At 60.8% G+C, this 17895-nt stretch carries 21 protein-coding genes; 13 read left to right on the top strand and 8 right to left on the bottom strand.

The window, feature by feature from the left end; genetic code table 11:
• Window positions 1-27 precede the first annotated feature (27 nt).
• Window positions 28-1278: a glycosyltransferase gene (locus LJF34_RS27450; RefSeq protein ID WP_231189748.1), complete on the bottom strand. Its 1251-nt coding sequence runs from the start codon at window positions 1276-1278 to the stop codon at window positions 28-30.
• A 216-nt stretch (window positions 1279-1494) separates the two neighbouring features.
• Here LJF34_RS27450 and LJF34_RS27445 point away from each other — a divergent pair, with 216 nt between their 5' ends.
• From LJF34_RS27445 to LJF34_RS27405, 9 genes are all read left to right on the top strand, one after another.
• Window positions 1495-2235 carry a DUF4129 domain-containing protein gene (locus tag LJF34_RS27445; RefSeq protein WP_231189745.1) on the top strand — a complete coding sequence of 247 codons (741 nt, stop codon included), beginning with the start codon at window positions 1495-1497 and terminating at the stop codon, window positions 2233-2235.
• Window positions 2235-2816: a hypothetical protein gene (locus LJF34_RS27440; protein ID WP_231189742.1), complete on the top strand. Its 582-nt coding sequence runs from the start codon at window positions 2235-2237 to the stop codon at window positions 2814-2816. The genes LJF34_RS27445 and LJF34_RS27440 overlap by 1 nt, the downstream gene beginning before the upstream one ends.
• Entirely contained in the window at window positions 2813-4060 is a 1248-nt protein-coding gene (locus LJF34_RS27435; protein WP_231189739.1) for a DUF58 domain-containing protein, read from the top strand. Before LJF34_RS27440 ends, LJF34_RS27435 begins: the two co-directional genes overlap by 4 nt.
• On the top strand, window positions 4057-4746 hold the full coding sequence (locus LJF34_RS27430) for a hypothetical protein (RefSeq protein WP_231189736.1): 690 nt from the start codon (window positions 4057-4059) through the stop codon (window positions 4744-4746). Before LJF34_RS27435 ends, LJF34_RS27430 begins: the two co-directional genes overlap by 4 nt.
• A 45-nt stretch (window positions 4747-4791) precedes the next feature.
• The gene (locus LJF34_RS27425) at window positions 4792-5706 is read left to right on the top strand and encodes a glycosyltransferase family 2 protein (RefSeq protein ID WP_231189734.1); all 915 of its coding nucleotides are present in this window, start codon (window positions 4792-4794) and stop codon (window positions 5704-5706) included.
• Window positions 5703-5882 carry a hypothetical protein gene (locus LJF34_RS27420; protein ID WP_231189732.1) on the top strand — a complete coding sequence of 60 codons (180 nt, stop codon included), beginning with the start codon at window positions 5703-5705 and terminating at the stop codon, window positions 5880-5882. The genes LJF34_RS27425 and LJF34_RS27420 overlap by 4 nt, the downstream gene beginning before the upstream one ends.
• Before the next feature lie 180 nt (window positions 5883-6062).
• Window positions 6063-6659, top strand: a complete 597-nt coding sequence (locus LJF34_RS27415) for a hypothetical protein (protein WP_231189730.1) — start codon at window positions 6063-6065, stop codon at window positions 6657-6659.
• Between the two features lie 190 nt (window positions 6660-6849).
• Window positions 6850-8058, top strand: coding sequence for a helix-turn-helix domain-containing protein (locus LJF34_RS27410; protein WP_231189728.1), 1209 nt, complete (start codon window positions 6850-6852; stop codon window positions 8056-8058).
• Window positions 8059-8201: 143 nt separating this feature from the next.
• Complete coding sequence (locus LJF34_RS27405) at window positions 8202-8414, top strand: hypothetical protein (protein WP_231189726.1); 213 nt, start codon at window positions 8202-8204, stop codon at window positions 8412-8414.
• Window positions 8415-8515: 101 nt separating this feature from the next.
• Here the strand turns inward: LJF34_RS27405 and glmU are convergent, their stop codons facing one another.
• Entirely contained in the window at window positions 8516-9697 is a 1182-nt protein-coding gene (glmU, locus tag LJF34_RS27400; protein ID WP_231189724.1) for a bifunctional sugar-1-phosphate nucleotidylyltransferase/acetyltransferase, read from the bottom strand.
• 52 nt (window positions 9698-9749) lie between these two features.
• Window positions 9750-10118 (bottom strand): hypothetical protein, encoded by a 369-nt coding sequence (locus LJF34_RS27395; protein ID WP_231189722.1) that lies wholly within the window; start codon window positions 10116-10118, stop codon window positions 9750-9752.
• A gap of 243 nt (window positions 10119-10361) precedes the next feature.
• On the opposite strand from LJF34_RS27395, the gene LJF34_RS27390 reads away from it, so the two are divergent.
• The gene (locus tag LJF34_RS27390; RefSeq protein ID WP_231189720.1) at window positions 10362-10658 is read left to right on the top strand and encodes a hypothetical protein; all 297 of its coding nucleotides are present in this window, start codon (window positions 10362-10364) and stop codon (window positions 10656-10658) included.
• Window positions 10659-10705: 47 nt separating this feature from the next.
• On the opposite strand, the gene LJF34_RS27385 is transcribed toward LJF34_RS27390, so the two are convergent.
• The 3 genes from LJF34_RS27385 to LJF34_RS27375 all read right to left on the bottom strand — a co-directional run bounded on the left by LJF34_RS27385 (window position 10706) and on the right by LJF34_RS27375 (window position 12015).
• Window positions 10706-11068 carry a hypothetical protein gene (locus LJF34_RS27385; protein WP_231189716.1) on the bottom strand — a complete coding sequence of 121 codons (363 nt, stop codon included), beginning with the start codon at window positions 11066-11068 and terminating at the stop codon, window positions 10706-10708.
• Between the two features lie 135 nt (window positions 11069-11203).
• Window positions 11204-11701 carry a PH domain-containing protein gene (locus tag LJF34_RS27380; protein ID WP_231189713.1) on the bottom strand — a complete coding sequence of 166 codons (498 nt, stop codon included), beginning with the start codon at window positions 11699-11701 and terminating at the stop codon, window positions 11204-11206.
• 89 nt (window positions 11702-11790) lie between these two features.
• Window positions 11791-12015, bottom strand: a complete 225-nt coding sequence (locus tag LJF34_RS27375; RefSeq protein ID WP_231189710.1) for a hypothetical protein — start codon at window positions 12013-12015, stop codon at window positions 11791-11793.
• A 92-nt stretch (window positions 12016-12107) separates the two neighbouring features.
• Between LJF34_RS27375 and LJF34_RS27370 the strand changes: the two genes are divergently transcribed.
• Window positions 12108-13790: an NAD+ synthase gene (locus LJF34_RS27370; RefSeq protein ID WP_231189707.1), complete on the top strand. Its 1683-nt coding sequence runs from the start codon at window positions 12108-12110 to the stop codon at window positions 13788-13790.
• A 52-nt stretch (window positions 13791-13842) separates the two neighbouring features.
• Here the strand turns inward: LJF34_RS27370 and LJF34_RS27365 are convergent, their stop codons facing one another.
• Window positions 13843-15306 carry a glycyl aminopeptidase gene (locus tag LJF34_RS27365; protein ID WP_231189704.1) on the bottom strand — a complete coding sequence of 488 codons (1464 nt, stop codon included), beginning with the start codon at window positions 15304-15306 and terminating at the stop codon, window positions 13843-13845.
• A gap of 206 nt (window positions 15307-15512) precedes the next feature.
• Between LJF34_RS27365 and LJF34_RS27360 the strand changes: the two genes are divergently transcribed.
• Together LJF34_RS27360 and LJF34_RS27355 are read left to right on the top strand one after the other, a co-directional pair.
• Window positions 15513-16439: a hypothetical protein gene (locus tag LJF34_RS27360; protein WP_342765915.1), complete on the top strand. Its 927-nt coding sequence runs from the start codon at window positions 15513-15515 to the stop codon at window positions 16437-16439.
• A 3-nt stretch (window positions 16440-16442) separates the two neighbouring features.
• On the top strand, window positions 16443-16637 hold the full coding sequence (locus LJF34_RS27355; RefSeq protein WP_342765914.1) for a hypothetical protein: 195 nt from the start codon (window positions 16443-16445) through the stop codon (window positions 16635-16637).
• Between the two features lie 23 nt (window positions 16638-16660).
• Here LJF34_RS27355 and dgoD read toward each other — a convergent pair whose 3' ends face one another.
• Complete coding sequence (gene dgoD, locus LJF34_RS27350; protein ID WP_231189701.1) at window positions 16661-17809, bottom strand: galactonate dehydratase; 1149 nt, start codon at window positions 17807-17809, stop codon at window positions 16661-16663.
• Window positions 17810-17895 lie beyond the last annotated feature (86 nt).

Here is a 17895-nt window from a genome sequence, read left to right as displayed (position 1 = left end):
CCCGTCTCGCTGCCGATGGGAATCCTTCTACAGATCTAACACGTCTGCGTGGAGATGTGCGATGTCCACGCAGACTCGTTCCCACGTGAACTGTTCCGCATGTGCCTCGATGCCGTCACGGTCCCACTCCTTTCGAAGCGCGCGAACCACGGCGTCCGAAAGCGCGTCGTGATCCTCGGGGCTGTCGACGAGAAAACCGTACTCCTCGGAGGTGACGACCTCTTCGCTGCCGCCGTTTATCGTCGAGACGACGGGTGATCCACACGCCATCGCTTCCAACTGCACGAGACCGAAACTTTCGCTGTAACTCGGGAGGACGAAGGCATCACACGCGCTCATCCAGTATTTGAGGTCGTCGTTCGAGACGTAACCCAGCAGTCGAACGTCGTCTTCCAGCCCCAACTCCTCGATTTTCTCCTCGAGTTCCGAGCGCATCCCGCCGTGGCCGCCGATCGCACAGACGACGTCGCCCTCCCGTTCGACGACCTCGGGAATGACGTCGATGAGGTGCTGGAATCCCTTGCGCTCCTTCAGGTGACCGAGCGCGAAGAGGAGATTCGTGTCATCCGGGATGCCGACTTCCGCTTTCGCTTCCGCCTGTGGTACGCGTCGGAGGCGGTCCCGACTGAACCCGTTCGGGATGTAGAACACGTCGTCGTTGAACCGCCGAAGCGTGTCCTGGTCCTGCCGATTGACGCGGACGATGGCGTCGGCGGACGCCCACGTTCGGTCGATCTTGTCGTTCGAGGACTGGAGTTGGTCCACGAACAGGTCGTGATTCTCGTGGACCGTGAGGACGAACGGAATCCCGCGGTCGCGTTGGAGGACGCGCGCGACGTATCCGGCGGTCCACGTCAGATGGGCGTGAATCACGTCGAATTCGACGGGTACGTCGTCGAGGAGCTTCTTCACCTTCCGTGCGTGCTGGTCGCCGAGGAACCGACGGTGAATGTCGAGGGGAAGGTACAGGAGCGGCGTGCTGATGACCGTCACGTTGTCCGGTTTTTCCTCCTCGTTTATCTTCGCGTCCCTGCTGAACGGCTTGGCGTAATCGACGGGGAGATATCGGGAGATGTCCGCAAATCGGTTGTAGCGGACGAGGACGTACACGTCCGCGAAGTAATCCGCGAGAACGTCGACCTGTCCCTTGACGAAGTGGTTGTAGCTGTGCGAGACGATGAGCAAGTTCTTGTCCGCCAGTTCGTCCAAGTCGTGGTTCCGCGGTACGTCGCCGGAATCCGGCGATTCGGCGGCTTGGACGGGCGTGTCGCTCGACATACGAGGAAGGAGGGGTCCGTCGGTGTTTATTATCGGGTGGCTAAGTCAGGGTGGCTCATTCGGATTTTCAATCATGAAACGGAGCGGAACCGTTCCTTGTCGGCCGTTCTGGTCGTCCTACTGTCCGTTTACGAGGTCTATAATTAACCTCCGGAGCGGTGATACTCCATCCATGTTGCTGGTGGAACCGACCGGTCGAACGCGTGAGGGGAGGGTATGAACACGGATAGACTCCTCACCGCGGGTATCGCGCTGTGTTGTATCTTCGCCATCGGAACCTCCGCATCGACGCTCGGAACGTCGGTTCACACCAACCCCGACGACGTCATCGACGTCAACTACAAGTCGCTGCCCATCAAGCCGACCGAGGCCGATCAGTTGAAACACGAGGCTCAGTCGAAAGGATCGCCGACGGCCTCGCAGGCGAACAGTCACTCGGCGGCCCAGCAGAAACAGAAAAAGCAGCGGAAACGGTCCAGTGCCAAGGAACGGAAACGACAATCGAAGTCACAGTCCTCGTGGAAACGGCTGGAGTTCGTCGATCGAATCCTCGAACTCCTCCGGGAACTCGTGCGGGTACTCGCGTGGGTCGTCCCGATAGCCATCCTCGTCGGCGGCGTTGCGGTCGGCGTCCGGTTCCGTAACCGATTGTCCGACGCAGTGGAAACCGAAACGACGCCCGATGCTGGACCAGCATCGCCGCAGATGCCGAACCCCGACCCGTCGAACGAGATCGAGCGGGCGTGGTGGTCGATGGTCGAACGGTTCGGTGTCGACCGACCACATACCAAAACGCCGGGTGAGTGTGCACGGGAAGCCATCGACGCCGGTGGCGACGAGGAGGCGGTTCGCACGCTGACGCGGACGTTCGAGGAGGTTCGATACGGCGGTGAACCGGTGACCGACGACCGACTCGACCGAATCCGCCACGGGACGGACCGACTCGGAGGGGCGTAATGAACGGTCGTCGCGTTACGCTCGGCTTCGTTGGTGCTGTCGCGCTCGTCTTCGCGGTCGCCGGCGGGGCGAACGCGGTTCCAGTTCGCTCGCTCGTGTCCGTACTCGGCAACGATTATCTCCTCGTCGTGGCCATCGGCGGGTTCGGGCTTCTCGTGTCGATTCCGGTCCTCGTGTCGGGTCGTGACGGGAACCTCGTCCAAGCGGATATGCCCGCCCCGGAGCGCCCCGTCACCGTTCCGCCCGCCGGAAACGGCTTCGACGAAACCGTCGGGTCGTGGCGATATCGCCTTCCCCTCGTGGGTCGGAAGAATCGCGCGGACATCGAAGAACGCCTTCGTACCGCGGCCGTCGAGACGGTCATGCGCGCCGAAAACTGCTCGCGGGAGGAGGCGACGCGTCGCGTCCGAACCGGTGAATGGACGGACGACCCGACCGCAGCGGCGTATCTCGGCGGGCCGGATGTCTCCGATTCGAGTATCGGAACCCGCGTTTCGACCCGACTCACCGGCCGGTCGTGGCACCAACACTGCGCCCGCCGGACCGCCGCGGAAATCGCGGACAGTGGTGAGGAGCTATGACCGAAACGCACCGCTGGCGCGGCGTCATCGCGCTCTCGCTCGCCGCGGGAGCGGTCGGTCTGGCGGTCGATAGAGCGTCAATGCTCCTCCTCGCCGTCGTCGGCATCGTCTTCGCCGCCTATCCACGCCTGATGGCCGACCCGGAGCCGAAGCTCCGACTCGAACGGCGGCTGAGTAACAGCACCCCGCGGCCCGGCGACGAAGTGACGGTCACTGTCACGGTGACGAACGAGGGCGGGTTCCTCCCCGACGTTCGTATCGTGGACGGCGTCCCCGCGCTTCTCTCGGTCACCGGCGGTTCACCGCGAAAGGGGGCCGTCCTCTGGCCGGGGCGCTCGGTGCGCTTTTCCTACCGCGTTCAGGCCAAACACGGTAAACACCCGTTCGAACCCGCTGCCGTCGTCGCCCGTGACGTGAGCGGCGCGCGGGAAACGGAGACGACCGTCGCCGCGGACACCGAACTCGACTGTACTGGAACCGAGACGGAAGGACCCTTGCGGGACAAAACGCTCGAACAAGTGGGCCGCATCGTCGCCCAAAACGGCGGGAGCGGCATCGAGTTTCACCGCACCCGCGAGTACCGTTCGGGGGACGCGATGCACCGCATCGACTGGAACCGCTACGCGCGAACCGGGTCCCTGACGACCGTCGAATACCGGGAGGAAAACGCCGCGACGGTCGTCCTCCTCGTCGATGCTCGGCAGGCCGCCTACCGGGCGACGACGGACGAACCACACGCCGTGGCCTACAGCGTCTCGGCGGCGGAGCAGTTGCTCGCGTCGCTGCACCGCGACCGCAACCTCGTCGGCCTCGCGGCGTTCGGACGCGAACAATGCTGGTTGGCACCCGGTGCCGGGCGGTCACATCGGGCGAACGCCCAACGGTTACTGGCCACACACGCCGCGTTCGCGTCACTTCCGCCGACGGAGGAGAAGGACCACGGAGCGCAGGTCGAACAGTTACGAATGTGCCTTCCCAGCGCCGCACAGGTGGTGTTGCTCTCGCCGCTGTCCGATCGGAAAATCGTCGAGACGGCACGCCGGTTGGACGCGTACGGACACCGGCTAAGCGTCATCAGCCCCGACGTGACCGCCGACGAAAGCGTCGGCCAGCGACTCGCCGGTATCGAACGCGACAACAGGCTCAGCGAGCTTCGGAAAGCCGGGATTCCGGTCGTGGAGTGGGACCCGGAGACGCCGCTCGCCGCGGCGCTGTTGAACCGTCCGCGGAGGGTTCGAGCGTGAGTACGGGAACCGCGACAGCCACCCAGCGACCGACACGCGTCGCGAGCGGGAGTGCGGTTTGTATCGCGCTGTTCGCGCTATGGAAACTCGGTGCGTCGCCGCTCGCACTCGTCTTGGAACTCCTCGGTGTCGCGGCGTTCGCCGCCGGGTTCGGTCTCTGGCGACGGCAGTGGCTCGTCTCCGGGTCGGTGGTCGGATTCGTGGGCATCGCCGGAATCACCGGTGCGCTCGCCGTCGCGGTTTCGGCAACCGCGGGACTCAGCGGATACATCCGGTTGATTCCCGGTCTCCTCGGCGTCATCGTTCTCGCGCTCGCGCTCGTGCCCGCACGCGGAAACGGGTCCCGGTCGTTCGTGAAGGCCGGCACCGCACTGGTGTTCGTCGGTGTGCTCGCCTCCGGTATCTTCAACGCGGTCACGCTCGGGACGCTGCTGGCGGCCGGTGCCGCGACGGTCGTCGCGTGGGATGCCGCGGAACACGCCATCAACGTCGGCGAACACCTCGGGCGTGGCCGGGACACGCATGAAATCGAAGTCGTCCACGTCGTCGGCACGGGCGTGGTCGCGTTCGCCGCCGTCGAGGGCGCGAAGCTTTCTGGTGGGGTCGGTCCGTCCGGCCTGTCGTTGGCGTCGCTGGTGCTCCTGTTGGTCGCAACCGTCCTGCTCGCGGTGGCCCTCCACGATTAGTAGGTCGATAATAAAGCACGGCGAAAACACACGATTGAGCAACGAATGGCACCGACAGTCAGCGTCATCGTGCCGACGTACAACCGCGCGGACGCCATCCCTCGAACCATCGAGAGCGTCCTCTCGCAAACGTTGGAGGAGTTGGAACTCATCATCGTGGACGACGCCTCGCAGGACGACACCGCGGACGTCGTCGCGTCCTACGACGACGACAGGGTTCAGTTCGTCCAACACGAGACGAACCGGGGCGCGAGCGCCGCGCGAAACACCGGTATCGAACGAGCCGAGGGGGAGTATATCGCGTTTCTCGATTCGGACGACGTGTGGCTTCCCACGAAGCTCGAAAAACAGGTCCTCACGCTCGAACTGCGCTCCGACGAGTGGGTCGCCGCCTACTGCAAGGCTGAAACCGTCCATCCGGACGGCCAGAACCCGCTGGTGAAAGCGGTGACCCAGCTCATCTCGCGTCGAAACAAGACCGAAGGCGCGGAAGGTGGGAAGGAACTCATCGGACCGACGCTGAGCGACGACCTCCACACTAGCGCGGGGTCGACGCTCATCGTGCGAAGCGATATCGTCCGCGAAATCGACGGCTTCGACGAGTCGTTCACCCGCTTTCAGGACCCGGAGTTCCTCATTCGCGTCCTCAAACACGGGAAACTCGCCTGCGTGAACGAGACGCTGCTCCTCAGGTACGAAACCGGGTCGCCGCCGGCGGATTCGGTCGCCAAGGCGGACGAACACTTCCGCCGGACGTTCTCCGAGGAAGTGGAACGTCTCGAACGGCAGGGAATCGACGTGACGGGTGCCCATCACTACATCCTCGCCCGACATTATTTGGACGAAGGGCGATTCCGTACGGGATTCCGGTACCTCCGTCGCTCGCGTCGACCGGAGCCACGACAGCTTCCGGGATTGATGATGAACGTGTACAAAGGACTCAGAGCAACCACCGGATGACGCAACCGCGATACGCACACTACTATCTGGCCCTGTCGATACTTTCGACGCTCCTCTTCGGCGGGAGCGTCTTCCGTCTCGGCCCGTTCGGGTTGTTGTCTCCGACCCAGTCGACGGTGGTAGTGATAGTATCGTTCATGCTCCTGACAATCGTCCAATCGACAGCGGGGAGGTAGACAGTCACACGCAACCCTCTACATATCAGAATACTCGTCAAATAGCTATAAATTCACACACATTTCACTCTGTTCAAATCGTGCAATCGCAAGACGTGAACGTAATGCAACGGCTCGCAAGAAAGCGAGAGAGTCGGACCGATTTATGATGTATCCCTGTATGGAATCCATCGAACAAACATGAGCGCTACGACGCAGACTCTCTCTGAAGCCCCGTCGTTGCCGAACGAGGATGAACCGAACGCGCTGACGAAGGACAAAATCTTCCACATTCTCCAGACGCAACGTCGACGACACGCACTGCGATACCTGAAAGAACACGACACGCCCGTCGAAATGCGCGACCTCGCGGAACAGGTCGCAGCATGGGAAAACGACACCACCGTTCAGGCCCTCGCTTCGAACGAGCGCCAACGCGTATACATCGCCCTCTACCAGTCCCACCTCCCGAAACTCGACGAAGAGGGAATCATCGAGTACAACAAAAGCCGTGGCATCGTCGAACGCGGCCAGTTGGCCGACGAGTTCGACCCGTACCTCGAATCGTCGAACGACGCCGCGATCGACTCCGACATCGAAACCGACGAAACCGATGTGCAGTCGGACGAGGACCGCTGGTTTAGCTACTACCGCTGGGCGACCGCCTTGAGCGCGGGAACGTTCGCGGCCGCATGGCTGAATGTACCGCTCGTTTCTACCGCTTCTACCACCGTTCTCGGTGCCTTCGTCGTTGGCCTGTACGCACTTATCTCGACGACGCAACTCGCACTTCGCTAGTCTTCGGGCGGGATCGATAAACTCTACTTCTGGCCGCCGTCCGTATGATGGAACTCTTGTCACATAACATATAACTCCGCACGTTTCATATTTGTCTGACACAGAACTATATGCCAAAGGAACTAAGCACCCCACTACGTAGTCGAAACAAATGTTCGGTCCCCGGAACCGTGGTCGGCGGTCAATTTGTGTGATCCTTGTCGTTTTCCTCGTGGTCGGTGTCGCGTTGGTTCCGGCATCAGTCGGAGGGAAGAACGAGGTCGATACCGGACGGATTATCTCGATACAGCGAACCGGGAACGCTGTCGCCACGACGAACGATAACACGACATATGTCTGGCAATCGGAGCAGTATGTCGCGGATGTCACGTTTCAGGTGTACGCAAACGAGGACAAATACTCGGTCTGCCTGTACGACAACCGTACTGACAGCGACCCGAAAGAACTCGACTGTCAGAGTACGACCGTCGGAAACGGGTCGAAAACGACCGTCACACTCAACGGTTCCAACGCGACGGAACCCGGAAAGCGAACGCTCTATTTCCGCCTCCAGCCGACGTTCGGGAGCGATGTCCCGACGTTCGACAGCCGCACCATCAACCAAACGGTCATCAGGAAAGATGACGACCTCGATGACGACGGGTTGACGAACGAGTTCGAAGTTTCGAAGATACAAACCGAGGGGTGGCCGAGGGACGCGTTTCTCGATTCGGACATGGACGGCGACGGACTGGACGACGGCGAGGAGCTGAACAAACGGAATACGAACCCGGTCAACAAGGATAGCGATAGCGACGGTGTACTCGACGGAAAAGAGATACTCATCGGAACGAATCCGAGAAACGCCGATACCGACGGTGACGGACTAGACGATGGAAAGGACCCGAAACCGACCGATCCGACGATCACCTCTTCGGCCTCGATGACCACCGGTACGACCGCGGTTGGAACTTCCAAAACGTCGGGAGGATTTTCGGGGATGCAGTTGCTTCTCGTCGGTGTCATCGGCGTCGGCATCGTCGGTGCCGCAGTGATGCTCTGGCGCACCGGCCAGGATAGCTACGACGGCAACGACGATCCCGACTCACCGACATCCGTCCCCGCCGGAAACGGTGGGTCACCACCGGCCGCCGAACCCGAGGACGACGAACCCGACGACATCCTCACCGATGAAGGGCGCGTACTCAATCTGCTCTCCGAGAATCGGGGACGGATGAAGCAGGTCGATATCGTGGAGGAAACCGGGTGGTCGAAGTCGAAAGTCAGCAGACTCCTCTCCCGAATGGAAGAAAGGGGCGACATCAACCGCTTGCGCGTCGGTCGGGGAAACATTGTATACCTCGAAGGCGCGAAACCGAGCGGTGCGCGGTCACCACGCGAAGAGGATTCGTATAGCTAGGGCGATAGTAAAAAACCCCGTCACAGGCAAGGTCAAACCGTTTTAATGGTCAATAGTCCGATACGGTTTCACACAGTTTCAATCCGTTAGCCCACGGATAATAATGGTGGTACCCTGTGAACGGGAAAACGATGTCGATAGACATGAGCAGTTCCCGGAACGCCGACGACAGCACGATGGCCGATACGCAGTGTCACAACTGCAGTTCGTTCGTGACGCCGCAGTTCGCGCGCGTGTTCGGGAACAACCGAAACGAGGTGTACGGCTGTTTCGAATGCATGACTGCAACGGAAGTGAAGCGAGGTCGGGCCAACGACCCGGTGGAAGCAGACCGCGCCCGTGAGGAAATGCGGTAGTGTCCGTTCGGTTCCTTTCCTCCTCGATCTCACACACCACACGCACGAGCGATGCGAGTGAGTAGCGAAACGAAGCCGTACCGAAAACCGCAGCGAACGCGTTACTTGTCGCCGGAGACTTCCTCGTTGGGCAGCGTCATCGACCCTTCCGAGAGGGTGACGCCCGGATAGAGACTGGTGTTGATACCGGTTTTCACCCCGTCACCGACGACGACGCCGAACTTCCGTCGTCCAGTGGAAACGCGGTCCCCTTTCACCGTGTGTTTCACCGACTCGCCGTCGTGACGGAGGTTCGCTACGTTCGTCCCCGCTCCGAAGTTCACGTCGCGGCCGAGGACGCTATCACCGACGTAGGAGAGATGACCGACCGTCGCACCGGGGGAGAGAACGCTGTTTTTGACCTCGACGCTGTGGCCGACTTTCGCGCCATCGTCCACCAGAGTCGCACCACGGATGTAGGCGTTCGGCCCGACCGTCGCGCCCGAACGGATGAGCGCCGGACCCTCGATGACGACGCCGGATTTGACGGTTGCACCCTCCTCGACGACGACGTTTCCGTCGAGCGTGGCCGCTCCGCTCACGTCACCGCGGACATCGCGTTCCAGTTCGCCGATCTTCCACTCGTTCGCTTCGAGGAGTTCCCACGGACGCCCCACGTCGAGCCACCGTTCGACTTCGACGGCCGTTACGTCGTACTCCTCGATGACGCGCTCGACGACGTCCGTGATTTCGAACTCCCCGCGTTCGCTTTCCCCCACGTCGAGCCAATCGCGCGCTTCCTCCGGAAAGACGTAAGCTCCCGTGTTGGCGAGGTTCGTCGGCGGGTCGTCCGGTTTCTCGACGATACCGGTCGCGCGGGAACCGTCCGTCGAGATGACACCGTAGTTCGAGGGGTCGTCCACGTGATACGTGCCGACTCCCGGTCCGTTCGAGAGGAGGCGTTTCACGGCCGCGGTGTCGTAGAGGTTGTCGCCGTTGAGGACGGCGAACGGGCCGTTGATGTGCTCGCGGGCCGCACGAACCGCGTCCGCGGTCCCGCGCTGTTCTTCCTGAATCGAGTATTTGACCGGAATTCCGGCGTACTCCGCGCCGAAGTAGTCCCGAACCGTGTCGGCTTCGTAGCCGACGACGAGAACGAGTTCGTCCGCACCGGCCTCGACGGCGGCGCGCGCGGTATGAGCGACGAGTGGTTCCTCTGCAACCGGCAACATGGGTTTCGGGCACGATGCGGAGAGCGGTCGCATTCGCGTCCCCTCACCCGCTGCCAGAACGATTGCCTGCATGGGAGTACGTTCCGCTAGAAGGCGTATAATTATTCACGGACTAACAACGCGTCTACGGCAGCGGTGAGGAGTGGCTTGACGAAAGGATGTCACGAAACGGGTTCGAGCGCTCGCGGGACGGGAGTTCGGACCACACGTCCATCTCCCCGTAAGTCCGCCCGAACTCCATGTATTCGCGGAGAAGCCACAGTACGTGATTCTTCGATCCCAGTCCGGCGAGGAGCGTCCGGGTCTTTCCACCCAGAGCGACGAGCGCTTGCCACCGGTCACCGACCCGGCGACAGAACACCGACTCCTTCCCGTTCGACCACTCGATTGCGGCGTAGCCGTTTCGTCGAAGGCGATACTCGTCGATGCGGACCGGAATATCGCCGTGGTATCCGTCCGATTCCTTGACGACGTGACTGGCAACTTGGCTCATACGACCTCCGCTCCCGTCGCGGCACTCCCGAACCATCTCTCCCCTACGTTTCGGCGAACGGGGGAAAGACCTTGACCTTCGTTCTCCCATTCTTTATATAGGGTCCAGTATATTGCATCTAGATCAACAAGAACTCGCAAAAAACGCAACACGTGAGCGGTTTTTCTGTTGTCGAATAACGAATAGAACGGTGTGAAACCGTATTCCCCTTTTTTGGGGATGAAGGAAGAAGACCCAGGTGTAATGAGTGCGACCGAAAGCCGTCACGCGGTTTCCGACATGGTCGATACGTTCGTCGGCCTCGAAATCGAAGACCTTCTCCGCGTTACCGTCGCCGACGTCCATATCGACTGTCTCGTCCACGATATCGACCGCACGAGCGACCGGTGTACCGTACTGGTGAAAACGTTTGCCGGGGATTACCTCCGCGTCGAAACACAGTGGGCCGGTGGGTGGCTCGACCCACAGGTAGACCGATTGAAACCGATCGCGGAGGAGCGTCAACCGCTCGGCGAGCTACAGGGTATCGAAGCAGTGTGAAACGGGTTTCGGGGGAACCCGTTCGGAGGAGGGACGTATCTTTGACGTTATCGTTCCGCGAGCCGCGTGATTTCGACCATCACGTCGAGACCATCGGCACAACGGAACGTCCACGCACGGTCGAATCCGACACCCGACCGATGGGCAGTACGGAGGAGGGATGACAGTTCCGTTTCGAACTCCGCTTCACCCATCTTCGGGGCGAATTCGCCACAGGAGTGTGTGGTGTCCGGGTCGCTGACGAGTCGCGTTACTTCGACCATGAGGTCAGGGTGGTCGTCTTCGGAGCGGAATGCCCACGAACGGTCGAACGTAGCGCCCCCGCGGCGAGCCGCGACTAAGAGTGTTTTTAACGAACTTTCGAAGTCTTGCGAACCAGTCCAGAGGGGAACGCTGTCAGTTTGGCTCATTTTCGCTTTCCTCGATTTCGGCATCTCACCGGGGGGTAATAAAGACAGAAACCGGTCGTGCACCGTTTCGGACTGTTTCAAACTCGATATATCTGGACTCTGGGGGCTGTGAAACCGGAACGAACGGCCCAGAGTTCACTGTCGAGGGGAAACACGATCCAGCTGTTCAGTCAACATTCCGTTGACAGATTGAGGGTTGGAAACGTTTTCGAACAGGAGGTTGTTCGTCCCGACGCCGGCCGTGTGAATAGTCACCGTCCCATAGTCGAACACGCGTTCGAGCGTCGATTGTGAGAAGGCGGTATTTCGAACCCTGTCGAGCCGTATCTGTGTCACGTCCTGCGAGAAAACGCCGTGTTTGTGGTATACCTCCTCCGTGGTGAGGACGAACCACTCGCTTCGCCATCGGAAAAACGGGGGGGCCGCAACGGCGAGTCCGATCGGAATGAGGAGAAGTCCGACCCAACTGAACCCGCCGAAAACGCCGCTTCCGGCGATTCCCGCACCGATCAAGATGAGAACAGCGGCGAGAATAACCGGTGGAAGGACCTGATAGACGCTCCTGTGATCGCACCACAGTACCTCCTCGTCGGGTGTCAGGTGGAGCCACGGCATGTCGAAATCGCTTGCCATACTATCGCACAACGAGGGCTCCAAGCACCTTTAGGTTTTGGCGCGAACGGGAGAAAATCGAACCGAAAACCGCGATGAGAACGAGTCGACTACCCCTCGTCCGTCGTCGGGGGTCGCGTCCCTCGACGACGAATGGCACCGAAGAGCGCGAGGAGAACGAAGAGGATACCCTCGATTCGCGCGGCGGTGACGACCCACGGTTTCGGTTCGAACTCCTCGTCGCCTTCGTAACTCGCCCGAGTCGCAACGTCGATGAGACGTCGGGGAAACAAGGCCTCGATGATGCCGAAGAGTGCGACCACGAGTCGGAGCATAGCGGACGAACGACGTGGAACCACAAATTTCTATTCGCTCGCGGGCATCCGTCGGCAGTACGATTTTGCCGTTCGGAGGCGTTCGACATCGTGTGGGAGAGAATAGCACAGTCCGTGTCGCGCTGGGACAGTCGAACTACACCGTCGGGGATATCGAGGGAAACGAACGGAAAATCACGAGCGGGATTCATCGGGCACGCGAGGAGAGCGCCGACCTCGTGGTGTTCTCGGAACTCGCACTCGTCGGCTATCCGCCACAGGACCTCGTGAAGCGGGACGCGTTCGTCGACGCGCAACTCGACGCACTCGACCGAATCGCGGCGGAGACGACGAACATCACCGCACTGGTCGGATTCGTGGGACGAAATCCCGACGAGTACGGGAAGAAAGTACAGAACTCGGTCGCGGTCTGTCGAGACGGGGAAATCGTCGGGCGGACGGAAAAACGGCTTCTCCCGACCTACGACGTGTTCGACGAGGACCGCTTTTTCGAGGCCGCGGAGCGCCAACCGGTCCACCCGCTTTCCGACGAAACCGAACTCGGGGTGAGCGTCTGTGAGGACGCGTGGAACGAACCCGACGTGTGGGAGCGTCCGGAGTACCACGAAGACCCCATCGAGGATCTCGTCGACGCGGGGGCGAACCTCCTCGTGAACTGCTCCGCGAGTCCGTTTTACGGCGGAAAAGGCGAATTCCGCGAGCGCCTGTTCGGCGCACACGCGAGGGACCACGGCAAATGGCTCGTGTTCGTGAACCAAATCGGCGCGAACGACGAACTGATCTTCGACGGCCGGTCGTTCGTCGTCGCACCCGACGGGACCGTCGCGTGCCGACTCGCCGCCTTCGAGCAGGATTTCGCCGTCTACGACGTGCCGCTCGACGCCGAGTCGCCCGCGACGGTGGATGTCGCCCACGAACCCCCGATCGGACCGGCAGAAATCCGGTCCGCGCTCGCCCTCGGTATTCGGGATTACGTCCACAAAACCGGATTCGAAGCGGTCGTCGTCGGCCTGTCCGGCGGTATCGACTCCTCGCTTACGGCCGCGTTAGCCGTCGATGCGCTCGGTTCGGAAAACGTCCTCGGCGTCTCCATGCCGACCCGATACACCAGCAACGCGAGCGAAACCGACGCCCGAGAACTCGCCGACAACCTCGGTATCGACCTCATCGACGTTCCGATAGAGGAACCGTTCGAAGCCTTCGAGCGCGGGTTGACTCCGATTCTCGACGAAACGCCGGGCGTCACGGAGGAGAACGTACAGGCACGAATCCGAGCGACGACGCTGATGGCCATCGCCAACGAACAGGGTCGTTTGCTCCTCGCGACGAGCAATCGAAGCGAACTCGCGGTGGGCTACACTACGCTTTACGGCGACATGTGCGGTGCGCTCGCGCCCATCGCCGACTGTCCGAAAACGTTCGTCTACGACCTCGCACGGCATCTGAACGAGCGCGCGGAAACCATTCCGGAGCGCGTCATCGAGAAACCGCCCACGGCGGAACTCCGGGCGGATCAAACCGACGAAGACGACCTGCCGCCGTACGAGACACTCGATTCGATTCTCGCGGGGTACGTGGACGAAGGACTGAGCGCCGACGAACTGGTCGAGTCGAGTCACGATCGGGAAACGGTCGAGCGCGTGCTGTCGATGGTCCACCGCGCCGAGTACAAGCGCTTTCAGGCCGCACCCGTGCTGAAGGTCTCGCCGAAGGCGTTCGGCGTGGGATGGCGGTATCCGCTCGCGGCGAGGTACGGAGACGTATTGTCGGGATGAGCGCTCCGCCGTCCTGCTCCGCTGACCGCAAAACGGGGCGGAACTCTCCGCCTTACTCCTCGCCTCGGAGTCGGGACACGGTACCCGAAATGAACTGTGCGGCCGTCAGCCCGAACACCAGACCGACGAGGCCGAGACACCCCCACAGAATCAGCGTCGAAGGGAGGTTTCCGATTTTTGCGGGAGGGTGGATACCACCCTCGCCCCCCGATTGGTGGCCCGCCTCGGCGTTTCCGTCCGAACCACCGGCGGCCGCACCGACGTTGAACCCCGTATCGTTCCGCTTCTGCAACTGACTCGGATCGAGTCGTGCGGTCGCCGTGACGTGTTTGTTCAGCCACGGCGCCAACGACCGTCCGGCCACCTCGGCGACGATTTTACGGAAATCGGTGTAGCTGACGCTTTCGTTCCGGCGATTCATTCGGTCGAATACGTCCATGAGGCTTCGTTCACCGTCCGTCGCCCGCCGTATCCTGTCGTCGAGCGACCACAGGGTAAGCGCCCCGCGGTAGTACGGTACCTCGCGATTCGCCCACGTATCCGACTTCGAGAGTATCGATTTCCCGTACTCCTTCGAGGAGAGCGTACCGACGACGGCGGATTTCGACGTTCTCCCCTGCTGCATCGCCAATGCGGACGCGAAGTAGGCGGCGCTCGCCTCCCGGAACCATCTCATTCGGTCGCCGAGTTCGAACGACTGGCGCGTGTGAACGTACTCGTGCAACCAGAGGTTCTGCGGGTCGTCGAGTCGGGCATCCTCGTGGACCCAGAGTTCGTCGTACTTCGGCGAGGCGTATCCGCCGCGCCAAATCGGGTCGGGAAGGGTGAACAGAAGAACGTCGTCCGGCGATTTACCGGGAAGCCGTTTGCTCGCCGACCCGAGCGCATCGAACACGTCTCCGGGTGATTCTCGGGGGGACGCGTCCGCCGCGACTATCATCCGAACCGTCTGCCCGTCGACGTGGCGGACGTGTTCGTCGTATCGTCCGACGTAGGTGAAGGCCGCGCCGAGAACGCCGGCGTCGGCGAACGAGACGCTTCTGTCGGGGTAATCGTCCTGAAACGGATGAAAGTACTCCCAATCGCCGTTCCTGTCAACCTGCCACGCGACCGATACCCGCGGCGTCGGTGCGAGCGTCCACTCGTCGGTCGCCGCGAACTCCCGACCGCTCCCGGAATCCACGCCGGAGGTTATCGTCATCGACGGCGATTCGGTGTCCCCGTCCCACCGGAGGGCGTGATTTCCGTTCTTCGTGCGGTCGGTGACGAACCCCTCGGAGGACACCACGTTTCCGGTGTAATTGATGAGCCAGAACTGCGCTCCCTCCGGCGTCTCGAAGTCGAGATGATACCGAACGACGCCGTGGTCCGACGGTCGGCGTTCGACGGAAACCGAGACGCCCGGGGGGTCGTCCGACGACTGTGCCGTCGCTGGTGGAACGAACGTGCCCGAAAGGAGCGACAGCACGAGTAGCAGTGCGACTGTTCTCCCGGAAACCGAACCCACGGACCCCATCGACTGTGGCGTCGGGAGGACGGCGTTTTGTTATACGTCGCCTGAAACGAAACAGGGGCCATCAAACCTGTAGCGCGGCGTTACAGGGTACGCGAGTCGAAGAGAAAGACCGTTTTGACTCTGTGCTCCTTTCTGTTTCACAAAGGAGGAGGAGTGTCAGTTCTGGGAACCGTTCGAAACCGGATTAGACACAAAGCGCAGCAGAGATACACGTCATTTCCCGAATTATTCGCGGGAAGGGACTGAAAGGAGCGGATGAAATTGACGTTCAAGGAAAAGGGGACACACACGTCATTTCCCGAGTTAAATCGAGAAACAGTTTCAAAAATATAGACATTGTCTGCATTTGTCTGCTGCGCTATTTTTCCAGTACGTTTGATCATCTCGATATAAAAGTTGTCAGAATAGTCTGTAAATCGCTTACTTCGTCGTATCAGGTTTCAATCCGGCTCGTAAACAGGTTTCGAGAGTCAGGCAACAAGCTATCGAGGCGCGGCCACGCACCCGGCGATATTTATGAGATGCTTTGGGAGCATTTAGATGGGCTTGACGCGACGCACGTCTTGTTCGTATTGGACGAGATAGATAGTATTGGGAAAGACGACGATATCCTTTACGAGCTACCACGGTGCAATGATAACGAAAACGTTACTGAAACGAAAGTTGGCGTCGTCGGCATTTCGAACGACTTCACTTTTCGTGACAACCTTTCAGGACGTGTTTCCGACTCGCTTTGTGACGAGGAGATTCATTTTCCCCCATACAACGCAAATCAACTGCGGAACATCCTAGAACAGCGTTCGAAAGAAGCATTCGTCGACGGGGTTCTCAACGACGATGTAGTACCGCTCACGGCTGCGTTCGCAGCGCAAGGAAGTGGATCAGCACGACAAGCTCTCAAACTACTGTTTAAGGCGGGTGACCTCGCGCGTTCACGGGATTTGACGCAGGTCGACGGTGATTTGGTCCGGGAAGCCGACGAACTCATTGAGCAAGGTAAAATACGGGACGAACTCGAACGACTCCCAACACAAAGCCATCTCACGCTGTTTTCGGTCTATCACTTGGCTCAGAAAGGGAAAACACCAGCCCGAAGTAGCGATATTTACGAAGTGTACGTGAGTGCAGCATAGAATATCGATGTAGACGTTAGAACGGATCGAACGATTCGAGACCGACTGAGACACCTCTCGCTCAAAGGTTTCCTTGATGTCTCCGAGGAGAACAAGGGTATTGCTGGAGGTAGTTACTATCAATATTCACTCGGTATTCGGAAGGATACGATCGTCGAAGTGCTAGCTACAACGGATCGATTTGTATCGTTCTTTTAGAGCCACGACGCTTTATCCCGTGATCACCACTCCGCGACGCCGCCATCGTCGTGCCGCCAAATCGGGTTGTGCCAGTCGTCGTGTCCGGCCCGCTCACGGAGGACCGCTTCGTCCGGTTCGACGCCCAGACCCGGACCGTCGGGAAGCGAGACGTACCCTTCCTCGTAGTCGAAGACGCTCGGGTCGGCCAGATAATCGAGGACGTCGCCGCCCTCGTTGTAGTGGATGTCGAGACTCTGTTCCTGAATCAGCGCGTTCGGCGAGCAGGCGTCGACCTGCAAACACGACGCCAGCGCGACCGGACCTAACGGGCAGTGGGGCGCGAGCGCCACGTCGTAGGCTTCGGCCATCGACGCGATTTTGTGGACTTCGGTGATGCCGCCCGCGTGTGAGAGGTCCGGTTGAATCACATCCACCGCGCCCGATTCGAACACCTCCTTGAAATCCCAGCGCGAGTACATTCGCTCGCCCGTCGCAATCGGAATCGAGGTGTGGGACGCGAGGTGCGGTAGGAACTCGTTCTGCTCGGGGAGCACCGGTTCCTCGATGAAAAACGGGTCGTTCGGTTCGAGGGCGTCCGCGAGTCGTTTCGTCATCGACTTCGCCACGCGGCCGTGGAAATCGACGCCGATGTCCACGTCGGGACCGACCGCCTCGCGGACGGCGGCCAGTCGTTCGCCGACGGATTCGACCGCCGCAGGGGTGTCGATTCGGCGGAATTCGGACGTGGCGTTCATCTTCAGCGCGGTGAACCCGGCGTCGACCTTCTCGCGGGCGGCGTCCGCGACGCCTTCGGGACGGTCGCCGCCGACCCACTGATAGACCCGAACACGGTCGCGGACGCGACCGCCGAGCAGTTCGTACACCGGCGCGTCGAACGACTTCCCCCGGATGTCCCACAGCGCTTGGTCGATTCCCGCGATGGCGCTCATCAGGACGGGACCACCACGGTAGAACCCGCCGCGGTAGAGACGCTGCCAGTGGTCTTCGACCCGCGTCGGGTCCTCGCCGAGCAGGAAGTCGTCCATGAGTTCTTCCACCGCGCCGCGAACGGTCTTCACGCGACCTTCAACGACCGGTTCGCCCCACCCGACGAGGCCGTCGCTCGTCTCGATTCGGAGGAACAGCCATCGCGGCGGCACGGCGAACAACTCGTAGTCGGTAATTCGCATGCGAGGCAGTTGTCGCGGGCGGAAGTAGTGAATTTGGGTCACGGCATGTGCCGAAGAGGAAAATCGACACGCGAAATCCGAAACGA

It is taken from the genome of Haladaptatus sp. DYF46 (genome assembly GCF_021083305.1).
Classification (GTDB): Archaea; Halobacteriota; Halobacteria; order Halobacteriales; family Haladaptataceae; genus Haladaptatus.
The sequence above is the reverse complement of the archived record's forward strand: the minus strand, read 5'-3'. Positions and strand labels throughout refer to the sequence as shown.